At 57.5% G+C, this 11554-nt stretch carries 15 protein-coding genes; 6 read left to right on the top strand and 9 right to left on the bottom strand.

The genetic code is table 11. The features are described 5' to 3' along the window. A partial coding sequence (locus OK438_08665; GenBank protein MDA4125496.1) for a class I tRNA ligase family protein occupies positions 1–1392 on the top strand: 1392 nt, incomplete at its 5' end. Positions 1393–1437: 45 nt separating this feature from the next. Further along, on the top strand, positions 1438–2331 hold the full coding sequence (locus OK438_08670; protein ID MDA4125497.1) for a rubrerythrin family protein: 894 nt from the start codon (positions 1438–1440) through the stop codon (positions 2329–2331). A gap of 19 nt (positions 2332–2350) precedes the next feature. On the opposite strand, the gene OK438_08675 is transcribed toward OK438_08670, so the two are convergent. The 6 genes from OK438_08675 to OK438_08700 form a co-directional block, all read right to left on the bottom strand. Next, a complete protein-coding gene (locus tag OK438_08675; protein ID MDA4125498.1) occupies positions 2351–2677 on the bottom strand; it encodes a hypothetical protein in 327 nt (108 codons plus the stop codon). A gap of 41 nt (positions 2678–2718) precedes the next feature. Next, positions 2719–3102 (bottom strand): CopG family ribbon-helix-helix protein, encoded by a 384-nt coding sequence (locus OK438_08680; protein ID MDA4125499.1) that lies wholly within the window; start codon positions 3100–3102, stop codon positions 2719–2721. A gap of 39 nt (positions 3103–3141) precedes the next feature. After that, the gene (locus OK438_08685) at positions 3142–4026 is read right to left on the bottom strand and encodes a metal ABC transporter permease (GenBank protein ID MDA4125500.1); all 885 of its coding nucleotides are present in this window, start codon (positions 4024–4026) and stop codon (positions 3142–3144) included. A 1-nt stretch (position 4027) separates the two neighbouring features. Next, positions 4028–4858: an ABC transporter ATP-binding protein gene (locus tag OK438_08690; GenBank protein ID MDA4125501.1), complete on the bottom strand. Its 831-nt coding sequence runs from the start codon at positions 4856–4858 to the stop codon at positions 4028–4030. Next, positions 4855–5802: a zinc ABC transporter substrate-binding protein gene (locus tag OK438_08695; protein MDA4125502.1), complete on the bottom strand. Its 948-nt coding sequence runs from the start codon at positions 5800–5802 to the stop codon at positions 4855–4857. Before OK438_08695 ends, OK438_08690 begins: the two co-directional genes overlap by 4 nt. Before the next feature lie 92 nt (positions 5803–5894). Then, entirely contained in the window at positions 5895–6275 is a 381-nt protein-coding gene (locus tag OK438_08700; GenBank protein ID MDA4125503.1) for a PPOX class F420-dependent oxidoreductase, read from the bottom strand. A gap of 203 nt (positions 6276–6478) precedes the next feature. On the opposite strand from OK438_08700, the gene OK438_08705 reads away from it, so the two are divergent. Continuing rightward, a complete protein-coding gene (locus tag OK438_08705; GenBank protein ID MDA4125504.1) occupies positions 6479–7030 on the top strand; it encodes a class I SAM-dependent methyltransferase in 552 nt (183 codons plus the stop codon). Between the two features lie 23 nt (positions 7031–7053). Here the strand turns inward: OK438_08705 and OK438_08710 are convergent, their stop codons facing one another. Together OK438_08710 and OK438_08715 are read right to left on the bottom strand one after the other, a co-directional pair. Next, a complete protein-coding gene (locus OK438_08710; protein ID MDA4125505.1) occupies positions 7054–7365 on the bottom strand; it encodes a Rieske 2Fe-2S domain-containing protein in 312 nt (103 codons plus the stop codon). Between the two features lie 14 nt (positions 7366–7379). After that, entirely contained in the window at positions 7380–8015 is a 636-nt protein-coding gene (locus tag OK438_08715; protein ID MDA4125506.1) for a hypothetical protein, read from the bottom strand. A 172-nt stretch (positions 8016–8187) separates the two neighbouring features. Here OK438_08715 and OK438_08720 point away from each other — a divergent pair, with 172 nt between their 5' ends. Next, a complete protein-coding gene (locus OK438_08720; GenBank protein ID MDA4125507.1) occupies positions 8188–9039 on the top strand; it encodes an MOSC domain-containing protein in 852 nt (283 codons plus the stop codon). A gap of 147 nt (positions 9040–9186) precedes the next feature. Beyond that, positions 9187–10542, top strand: a complete 1356-nt coding sequence (locus tag OK438_08725) for a site-specific integrase (GenBank protein MDA4125508.1) — start codon at positions 9187–9189, stop codon at positions 10540–10542. Positions 10543–10787: 245 nt separating this feature from the next. Here OK438_08725 and OK438_08730 read toward each other — a convergent pair whose 3' ends face one another. Then, positions 10788–11147 (bottom strand): hypothetical protein, encoded by a 360-nt coding sequence (locus OK438_08730; protein MDA4125509.1) that lies wholly within the window; start codon positions 11145–11147, stop codon positions 10788–10790. A gap of 155 nt (positions 11148–11302) precedes the next feature. On the opposite strand from OK438_08730, the gene OK438_08735 reads away from it, so the two are divergent. Further along, positions 11303–11554 (top strand): hypothetical protein (locus OK438_08735; GenBank protein MDA4125510.1); only part of this gene is annotated, 252 nt, incomplete at its 3' end.

An 11554-nucleotide genomic window follows, 5' to 3' on the forward strand; every position in this document is an offset into this window, starting at 1 on the left:
ATCGACTGGCTCAACGACTGGCCCTGCGCCCGGCGCTCTGGCATGGGGACCAAGGTACCCTGGGACAAGGATTGGATCGTGGAGACCCTGAGCGACTCGACCATCTACATGGCCTACTACACCATCAGCAAGTTCGTTAACGCCGAGAAGCTGGGCCCGGACAACCTATTCCCACAGGTCCTAGACTACATCTTCCTGGGGAAGGGCAACCCCGCCAACGTATCCAAGGCAGCGAAGCTGACGGAGAAGCGCCTGAGGGAGCTGCACAGCGAGTTCTCCTACTGGTACCCGGTCGACCTGCGCAACTCGGCGAAGGAGCTCATCCCCAACCACCTGACGTTTTTCGCCTTCCACCACGCGGCCCTCTTCCCCGAGAAGCAGTGGCCCAGAGGCTTCGGAATCAACGGCATGATCCAGATCGAGGGCAAGAAGATGAGCAAGACCAAGGGGAACTTCGTGACCTGGCGGGCGGCCCTGGAGAGGTTCGGGGCAGACGGCTTCAGGCTTGCCCTCGCCCTGACCGCCGACGGCATGGACGACGCCGACTGGCGGGAAAGGAGCGCCGAGGACGCGAAGGGGAAGGTCGAAGCTGTCATACCGTTCGTGAAGAAGACCCTGAAGTCCGGAGTCAAGCGCGAGAAGGACATGATGGACAGGTGGCTCATCTCCACGACGCACCGGAGGATTTCAACAGCCACGGAATCCATGGAAGAGATGAAGATCAGGCGGGCCTCTGCGACCGCCTTCCTCGACGTCTGGAACGACATCAGGTACTACCTGCACAGGACCAGGCATCCCAGGAAGGAGACCCTCGTCGACGTCTTCACCGCCTGGGTCAGGATGATGGCCCCCTTCGCCCCCTTCATGGCCGAGGACCTCAACCATGAATTGGGAGGAAAGGGGCTGGTAAGTCAGGCAGACTGGCCGTCGCTGAGAGACTTCCCCCTGGACGAGGAGGCGGAGCTGGCGGAGACGATCGTGACCAAGGTCATCGATGACGCTCGGAGCGTGCTGAAGGTGGTCAAGGGCAAGCACTCGAAGCTTAACGTCTACGTCTGCTCCGATTCTGCGAAGAGCTACTTCCTCGAGCTGACCTCGGCCAAGGAGAAGAAGGCGAACATAGGGCAGATCGTCAAGAAGTTCGCTTCGCTAAAGATCCAACCGGACAGGATCTTCAAACTGACATTCGAGCTGGGAGAGGATATGGTGCGGAAGTACAAATCACACCGCGGTTTCGACGAATACGAAGCACTCTCCGGAGCCGCCGAATTCATGTCAAAGGAACTTGGAGTAGCCGTCAAGGTCCAGAAGGCAGGCGCCAAAGATGTCCACGACCCTGCAAGCAAGGCGAAGTTCGCCCTGCCGATGAAGCCCGCATTCTTCCTGGAATAGACCCCCAGAGTTCAAATACGGCTCTCTGTTCGTTTCGAACAGGAGATGCCTTCCTCAGACCCCCAACTCTCTGACGTGGCCAAAATCCGCATGTCTCACGAGTACACGGACTCCGCCCTATACGAGCGGCTCTCGAGGACGGTCCCTGCTGACAGCCCCTTTGCCGGCATCCTGAAGCAACTATCGGCCACCGAACACAAGCACTACGAATTCTGGAAGAAGTACGCCCCCGAGGAGGAGGCCAAAGTCGACCGGCTCAAGCTCTACTGGATCCTCTTCCTGAGGAGGGTCCTAGGCCTCACCTTCGCTTCTAGGTTCCTGGACCGACACGAGTCCACGGTCGTCAAAGAGTACAGGTCCCTGGCAGGGATGATCCCCGAGGCGGACAAGTCCTCCTTCGAGGAAATGGTCGCCGACGAGCAGTCGCACGAGAACGAGTTCGCCCACAAGATCGAAACCTCTGCCATCCGGTACATTTCCTTCGTCGTCCTCGGACTTGCGGACGCCCTCGTGGAGATCACGGGAATCCACGCCGGGTCACTTGGAATCTATCAGCTCACTCGGATAGCCGGATATGCCGGCATCGTGGCGGGAGCCGCCGCCTCCCTCGCCATGGCCTCTGCGGCGTTCGCCCAGGCCAAGCAGGGCTTCCAGGGATCCGCGAGACTCTCGGCCACATACACAGGGGTCTCCTACTTCATCACCGCCATAATCCTGGCCGCACCTTACTTCATCTTCGAGGCCCAGATCTACGCCCTCACCACCTCCCTGGTCCTCGCCGTCATCATCATCACTCTGATCACCTACTACAGCACGGTCATCTCGACCAAGCCGTTCCTGCGCGACTACGTCGAACTGCTCGCGATAATGTTCGGCGTGACCATCGCCCTCTACTTCTTCGGATACGTAATCAGGGTCGCGACCGGGATCAGCATCTGACCTGGCATCAGACCTGGCATCAGACCTGGAACAGGGTCTCGCCCAGAAGCACCGCCGGCTCCTCTACCTGCAACGCCTGGGCCCTTGGGAGGAACCTGTTGAAGTCAGGGTTGCTGTCGAAGGCGCTGTGCTCGGCCATGCTCGGAACTTCCACGTGGAGGATGTAGGTCCTAACCCCCTTCTTCATCTGGTTCCCATCCTGCACCGGAGTGAGTGACGCCGAAATGAACTTCCCCCCCGTCTTGAACTTCCTCCAGAGCGGCATGACCTCCTCCTCGAACATCCTCTCGAATTCTGCCGCCTTCGCATCGTCGAACCTCAGAATGATGGTGTTTGTCTGTGACATGGCGCCCCGGAGATCGGCCCGGACTTTTGAGGATTGTCCGCCTAGACCTGGAGGAACTTTGAGCTCTTCATTTCGTCTTGGGCCCTGAACGCCTTGCTCATCGCGGACACCTTCTTGGCGTCCCCGTGAACTAGGAAGAGCTCCACGCAAGTGGAGGGAGTGAGCTTGCTGTGGATGTGCGTCTTGATTATGTTGTCGAACTCATGCTTGATTTTGGTGACAGGTGCTTCTTCCTCAGTGTTGTGAGTGACGACCACCAGCCCGCTCACATCCCCTGACAGGCCCAATCGCTCTCTGTCCTCATCCAGCATCAAGCGTATCGCAGCCCTGACCAGCTCAGACCTGCCGGTGAAACCGAAGGATTCCTCGAGCTCGTCCATGTCCTTCAGCATTGATTCGGGGAGCGAAAGGCTAACGATTGGCACGAGGAGTTTTGTTATTAACCCTCATATAAGTTGTCAGTCTCATCCTAATAACCCATCCCTAGCCGAAGAGAGCTTGCCCTGTGCAGTCCGTTGATGCAAGAGCCTGACCAGCAGGTAGAGACCGAACACTATGGCCGTGATGAAGAAGCTGACCGGATAGGGGGTGTAGAACGCGACGAAGAGCCCAACCCACGTCGCCATCAAAGAAATGCCCACGGAGATCAGGATAGCTCGCTGTGGACGTTTCGCCAGATACTGGGCCGTCGCAGCCGGGGTGACCATGAGTGAAAAGATCAGAAGAACCCCTGTCACCTGGACTGCGAAGGACACTCCCACGGCGACGAGGAGCATGAAGACCGTTCCGAGGAAGAGCATGGGCATCCCCTTGGCTTCTGCGACGTCTTCATCCAGCGAAGCAAAGAGAAGCGGTCTGTAGACGACCGCAACCGTTGCCAGGATCCCTACAGTTGCGACAAGCGTCAGCAGGACGTTGCTGATGCTTATGCCCAGTATTTCCCCAAAGAGGATCGAATATGCTTCCGTCGCGTAGCCCGTGTACAGGCTGAGGAACAACAATCCCAGGCCGAGCCCAAACGCAAGGACGATACCGACCTGGGTGTCGCGATTGGCGGCCCGACGCGAAAGTGCGGCAATGGCCAGGCCGCCCGTGGTCGACCCCAGAAGAAGCCCGACGATGGGAGCGTATGACCCGAGCACGGACAGGAACACGACGGCCCCGGCCGCACCAGCGAAACCCATCTCCGAGAAGGCATGGGCAGTGAACGCAGAACGACGCAGCACCACAAAATAGCCTACCACACCGGCTACGACCGCTATCATCGTCCCCGTTTCAAAGGCATGCTGCATGAACTGGTAGCTCAACATCTGCTGAAGGTCGTACAGAAGATTGATGCTGAAGGTCATGTCATCTTATGTCTCCATGATGCTCTTCGACGCCGATAATCGCAACATTCCCATGAGGGTCGCGCAACACTTCGACTTGGACCCCGTACAACTTCGTCAGACTCTCAGAAGTCAGAATCTCTGATGGCTTCCCAGTCGCGACTTTGCCGTTGGCGACGTAGACAACCTTGTCGAGATGGGGCAGAAGCGGGTTGATGTTGTGGGCGATGAGAAGAGCCGTCACGCCCCGCGAACGGACCACGCCGTTGACCAGGTGCAGCAGGTCGGTTTCGCGCCTTAGGTCAAGGTTCGAAAGCGGCTCGTCGAGAAGTAGTATGTCGGGGTTGCTGACCAGTGCCTCGGCAAGGAATATCCGTTGCAGCTCCCCTCCAGAGAGAGCTCCGAGGGAGCGGTGCGCCAGTTCTCCGGCGCCGACTGCCTCCAGAGCTGCAAGAGCGGCATCGCGGTCATCTTTGGAGAAGACCCGGAAGCCCCACTTCTTTCCGGAGAGTCCCAGTCGGACCAGCTCGAGGCATTCGATGTTTGTGTCGCCGTCGATCATGTGGCGCTGTGGGACGTAGCCTATTCGTGGATTGCCGCGCTTTGGATGCTCGCGAAGCACCTTGACTGTGCCGTTGACGGGTTGTTGCAGTCCGAGGAGGAGGCGGAAGAGAGTTGTCTTCCCCGCCCCGTTGGGGCCGATGATAGCTACGAACTCCCCCCGGCGAAAGGAGAAGTTAGCGCCTTGCCAAACAATCTTATCATGATACCCGGCTGCAAGGTTCTCAGCCGTTATGAGGTCTGGCTGTACTCGGGCTTCGGCGGTCCCGGGAACCGCGTGCTCATCCATCATTTGCCAAGCGCCTGCGCGTTGAGCGCATTCTGAAGAGAAATCAGTTCGGAGCCCATCCAGAATTGGAATGTCACATCTGGGGGCTGTATTGTCTCTGTCACGCCTATGATCGGAATCTCGTACTGGGCGGCCTCTTCCTTGATGCTTTGCGCAAGGGGCGTCACCGTCTGTTGATTGTAGGCCAGCACACGGACGCTGGTGTTTCCCCCCTCAAGGAGCTGTTGAAAAGTTGCAACATCTTGTGCGGATGGATCGTTTCCTTCCGCTACGGCCTGCATGAATCCAGTAGGCGAGACTACCCTCAGGCCTGACGCGTTTGCCATGTACACGAAGATGTCCTCGGTGGCGGCGACCGGCGCGCCGGCGAATTGCTGTTTGATTTCGACCTCCCGGCTCATGTAGCTTTGCCAGAGCGAGGCGTTGAGGTTTGCATACTGCTGATGGAAGTAGACGGCATCGGCAGGATCGATCGACACAAAGGCCTCGTACATCGCGTTCACAGTTTCGTTCACGTAAACGGGGCTGTACCAAAAGTGCGGATTGGCAGCCGCAGACTGTTTGAGGAGTTCTTGCACGTTCAAGACCTCCTGATTCTGAGCATTGCTCGCTGCAACGAGCGACAAGGCCCAGGCGTCATATCCGGCTCCGTTTACTATCACGAGGTTTGCATCCGCAAATAGTTGAGCATCCGCCGAGCTACTCGCATATTCGTGCGGGTCAGCATTGGGGTCAGAGACAATGCTCACCACGTTGGCGTGGGTTCCCCCCACCTGCGATGCCAGGCTCCCCCAGAAGTTCTCGGCCGCGACCACATGCACCACCGAACCCGAAGGACTCGTTGTTCCAGTTGTCGAGCCGTTCGGGAGTCCAAGGCCTGCGTATATCCCTCCCACCGCGAGAATAATGATCACAATTGCCACAATGGCCAGCGTACTTCGTTGCACACGTCCTGCGCACAGATTGTCTTAATAAGTATTTTAACAGTGTTATGAATTCCTATGCATCATGGCAGGTTTCATTATGAATCCATGCCTCTTCAAATCTCCGGTTGAAGGGTGATCGAAATGAAGGCCGACATCTGCCTTTCTCCTCTAAGACGTCCGACGAATCCCACAGTCCAGTACCCGACCGCGCCGTATTCCTTCCTGAATACCTTCAAGATTCTGTCCCTCTCATCTCCGTCCAGTAGGCGCGCTTCCCCCTCTGCCCAGGAGCCAGCAGGCTTTCCATTCCTGTCGGATGGCACTACGCGGACGTGAGGGTTCCTCCTGATTCGTTTGACCTTCCAGGTGCTGGGATCGGTGCGCACGTAAATCTGCCCGTCGTGCTCCAATGACTGAACAGGTGTTAGTTTCGGCTCTCCGTCCTTCTTGTATGATTCTAGATTGATGTATCTCCGACCGGAAAACTGCCCCATGCGATACGAACTCAACCATTCACCCAATTTCTGAAAGCGCCTAGCTCGGTATTAAAGCGAAAGACATGATTCCCAGAACCGAGAAACCCCACGCCCAGGTCGCGATGAGCTCCGACTTCCATCCCTAACCTGAATTTCAGTTCGTGGCGTCGAGCCAAGTTTAACACCGCGAGGGGGCCGGCTCCACGAGGGGGTCTGGAAACGTGTCATGGACGCGCCCAAAATCAAGCTGGGATCTCTTCTTGAAAATGCTCTCGCCGACTAAAGGTGACCGAATCCTCGACGTCGGGGCCGGAAAAGGTCAGGTCGCTAGGCAAATAATGGCGGCGTCAGAAGGGCTGGAGGTCTTCGCCCTCGAACCCGACGAAAAACGGGTGGCGACTATGAAAAGGGAATCCCCCCAACTGAAGAGCTACGCGGGGGCCTCGGAGAAGATGCCATTCGAGGACTCCTTCTTTGACAAGGCCTACACCACCATGGCCCTGCACCACTTCACCAACCTGAACGCGGCTCTGCTGGAATCCGCAAGGGTTCTGAAGAATGGGGGGCTGCTGCTGATCCTCGACGTCGAGCCAAGCCGCGGGAGCGGTAGGCTGTTGCGCTTCTTCGAGAACACCATCCTGCGGAACCACCTCGAATTCCTCGGCTTGGAGGAAATCGGGCAGAGGATTGTGGCGACCGGGAGATTCGAGATTTCAGGTTCCAGTCGGGGACCGTTCGGCTACATTGTCCTCTGCACCAAGAAGGCCCCCTAGGCCTCCTCTCCGGACGAGCGTCCTCATTCGTCAAGCTCCACCATGATCGAGCTTCCTTCGCGTCGTGCGGGATAGCTCTTGACTTTCAAAGGCGGAATGATCCCGAAGGCGCCCGTCCGCACGTCGTAGCTCCACCCGTGCCACGGGCATGTAATCTGGTATCCGTCTAGGTCCCCCTCGCCCAGGGGTCCGCCCCTGTGGAGGCAGGCGTTGTTCAGCACGAAGAACTGGTCCTTGACCCGGAATATCGCAAGCATCTTTCCGTCCACCTGGACCACCTTCGACCCTCCGTCCTCGATTTCATTTGCCTCGGCCACCCTGACAAGCTTACCCATTCATCTCGACCTCTTCAAACCAGGCTGTGCTTCCCGCTCAGCTCTATCGGCTCTTCGGGGACCGGATGGACGTGCTTTCGGTCCTGTTCGAGGAGCCACTCCTCGAGGGCCCTGATCTGCTCGTTCCCACCACCGATGACGTCCAGCTCCTGCTTAGTCAGCTTGACAGCCTGCAGGATCACATGTTCGATGTGGTCGACATGGGTCTCAGTCGCGTGCCTGGGATGGATTTCTATTAGATACTGGAGGTCTTCCTGGAGGTGCTCCACCTGGCTGATAATGTTCCCTGTGAGATGCTCCACCTCGACCGAAAGGACGTCGTTGTACACGCCTAGGAGCATCTCAAGGTCAGACTGGAAGGACTTCAGCTTGGCTATGTAGAGCTGAGAGATCTCCTTGGGGATTGCCTTTTTCTCCTCCAGGGACGACCGTGCGTCGATCGCCAGCGTAATCAACAGTGTCGTGAGCGAACCGACGCCCAGCTTCGACCTGAGCCTCTCCTTGGCGGTAACCGCTATTGGCTCCAGTCTCTTCCTCTCGCTGCGCTCTATCAACCTGTCCACAACCAAGTAAGTTACCGGGAGAGTCACACCGAGCCCGATGAACGCCGCTACCACGCTCAGGACGAGGTCGTCCAGGGTGATTGCCAACGGGCTAGGCTGCGGGGTTCGTCGTGATTAAGTTATGGCGATCAGTTCGTTCGGGAAGTGCTGCTGGCCGGGTGAGCTCCCCGCCCGAATGCTCCCCGCCTGAATGACTCCTGAAAGCTGTCCTCGGCAGCAGACCGGCGTTAAATATGACAGGAGGCTGAATGCGCTGCGATTGGCGGTGCAGGAAAGTGAAGTTACAGCGAGGGAGTCAGGGGCCCCGATTGGCTCGGTGTCCTCCGTGCTGCGGTATCCGGTGAAGTCAATGCTCGGAGAGGAGATTGATGCCTCCTATGTCACTGACCGCGGACTACTAGGCGACCGGGCCTACGCGCTCGTCGACAAAGCCTCTGGGAAGGTGGCGAGCGCCAAGAATCCGCGGAAGTGGGGAAGGCTCTTTGATTTTCGGGCCTCGTTCGTAGATCCTCCACGGGTAGGCGAGAACTTGCCAGCCGTTCGAATCACTTTCCCAGATGGCAGCTCGACGACATCGGTCAAGCCAGGGGTCGATGACTTGCTGTCGAAGGCCCTCGGCGCCGAAGTCCAGCTAATGCCACCGTCACTGGACAACCCAAGTTATGAGGAGTACTGGCCCGACATCGAGGGACGCGTCAAGAAGTCCGAGGTCACAGATGAGTCCATGCCACCACGGACGTTCTTCGATGCCGCGCCTGTTCACCTTCTTACTACAGCTACCACAGATCATCTTCACGAGTTCTACCCCCAGGGGCGATTCGAGGCGAAGCGCTTCAGGCCGAACATAGTTGTCGAACCCTCCTCAGCAGCGAAGGGTTTCGTGGAGGAAGGTTGGATTGGTCGAACTCTCCACCTGGGTGCGGAGGTTCGACTGAGAGTCACCGGCCCGTGCAAGAGATGCGTCATGACTACACTTCCGCAGGGAGACCTACCTCAAGACCTTGGCATCTTGCGCACGGCAGCTCGATACAATCAAGTCAAGGTAGGAGTCTACGCTTCGGTGGAAAAGGGTGGGCAAATACGACGAGGGGACTCCGTCTGGATGGGCTAATCGATGGCTGTTGTTTTTGACCTTGCTCGGGAACGCACCAATCTCTCGGTATTCGTCCCGGCCGATGCTAGATGCGGGCCCGGTGGGGCCCAGTATCATCTGATATCGGGCCCAGTTCCGTTAAGAGGCGCCAGCGACCTAGTTGGCATGAAGAAGGCCCAAGCCTCTCGCTGTTGGAGAGGTGCGCAGCCGAAGTACAGGGACCTGTTTGAGGACCCCGACGTTAAGAGATGGTATGACAATGTATCCAGAGGGTCAAGGATAACCGCGGATGTCTACCTCAGGCGACTGGGTTCAAACTGCCGTTCCAGAGGGATGGAGAACCCCAAGGAGCTCCTGGCCCTAGCGACCGATAACGGCGGAACACTGTGGGCATACAACTTCATCATGGATCTGGTGACAAAGCTGGAGGCGGAAGGAAAGGCGGGCAGCTACATCCACTCCAACACGAAGGCCCTCCGATCCTGGTTCGCTCATAACGGCATCAATGTGGAGGGAAGAATAAAGATCAAGGGCGCGCAAGACACTCCCAGCCTCAAAGACAAGCACGCGCCAACAAGTTCCGAACTCTCCATGTTCTTTTCGAACGCGCCACCACAGACACGATGCGCGGGTGCGCTGGTTGCCCAAGCCGGTCTCAGATTGGAGGTGGTGGGGAACTACGATGGTTCTGACGGGCTAAGGATCGGCGACCTGCCGGAGGTGGCAATTGGGCCTGACATTGGCGATGACGGCAACAGCGGCCAAATCAGTTTCTCACGGACTCCAGCCATGATCGTCGTCAGACCAGAGCTGAGCAAGGCAGGACATCAGTACTTCACCTTTCTGGCAAAAGAGGGATGCGAATACGTCGCGCAGTATCTGACGCAGAGGATGAAGTCGGGCGAGAGGCTGGACGCCTCTTCTCCGCTTGTTGCCCCTGGAACCACGAAGCCGAGGAAGAACCTGTTTGTAAGGAGCGGCCTGGTTGGAGCCCTGATAAGGAAGAGATTGCGCGCCTGCGCGATCAAGGCCAGGCCTTACGACCTACGCTCGAGCTTTGACACATCCCTGATGCTCGCCGAAAGCCGGGGGCTCATCATCAGGGATTACCGGGTGTTCTTCATGGGCCACAAGGGAGACATAGAGCACAGATACACGCTGAACAGGCACACGCTCCCTTCCGACGTCATCGGGGACATGCGCTCGAGCTTTGAAAGGGCCCAGAGATACCTCCTGACGAAGCCGTTTTCTGGGGAAGACGACATCGCGACCCAGGTCAAGAGGCAGATGTTGCTGACCGTTGGCTACAAACAGGGTGAGCTGGAAAAGATAGCCTTGGTGGAGATGGGCGACGAAGAGATGCAGGACCTGGTAAAGCAAAAGCTCTTCGCCGTGATGATGAACAACGGGCAGAGGCAGAAGGTTGTTGCCCCCGAGGAGGTCGAGAAAGCGATTACAGAAGGATGGGAGTGGATCGGCAACCTACCGAACGGGAAGGCTGTCCTGAGGCTACCGTCTTAGCCTCAGGAGCCTCAGCCAAACCCTACAGTTCGCCAGGTACTGTTCAGAGGTAACCTCGTCGGGCTGAGTAAGGATGTCTTCGCGAAGCAGTCCCTCAGGAAGTTTCTCCAATGCCAATTTCTTAAGATCGTGTAGTCCGACCTTTCGCTCGGCGACCTCATCCACATGCATGTGAGAATACGTCGCGCCAGGTTAAAACAAGAAGCGCCGTCCGCGCTTAGGCCATAAGAACCGCGAGATCCTTCCTAGCGTCTTATGGCGTTCCTTACTTGCGGTAGCGCCGCCGCGAAGGCCGTGTGCGGACAGTAGTCCGTGTTATCGTCCATCTCGCAGTAGAACTTAATCTTCCCATCATCGTCCGCCTTTGCCCTGACGCCGACTATCCTGTCCTTCTTGTTGTCTCTGATGACGACCTCGTTGTCCCCCAGCGAGATGAGCTCAAGGAACGGCACGTAGTTGGAGAACTTGTCCTCTACGTAGAGCATGATCTCGAGGATCTCGCTCACGAAGGTCGCCGTCTTCTTGTTCTCCTTCTTCGCGCGCTGCTTGACCTGCTGGTAAAGCTGTTCAGTTACAGTAATCGTCCTGAACCCTCTCTGTGGCATACTCTTAGGGTTAGATTACGGTATGTTTAAATGTTTACTGGAGCATTGTTACGTGGAAGAATGCCATGAGAGAAGCGGCTGCAGTCTGTGCGTACACTAGGGTTTCGTTGCCGTACATAACCCGTCCGTTAAAAGTAATTGACCTCTTCTCGGGCATGGGCGCTCCTGGACAGGATGAACTCTGCGAGCACTGCGGTTCGCCGCTCGACAAGAGCGGCCTATGCTGGAGCTGCGCGGGATCCGGATTTCTCAGTGGAAGCAGCCCGGTCGGGGCCGCACCGCTAGAGAAGTCGGAGCTCTCGAGAGTACTCCGAAGGCCTGTGGGGGAGAGGGCTCACGGTGCCTACGCCCTCTCGCTGCAGCAGGAGGAGGGGATGGCCCACCTCCGCGATGAGATCGAGTCGCTG

The organism is Nitrososphaerota archaeon, from assembly GCA_027887005.1.
GTDB lineage: Archaea > Thermoproteota > Nitrososphaeria > Nitrososphaerales > Gagatemarchaeaceae > UBA183.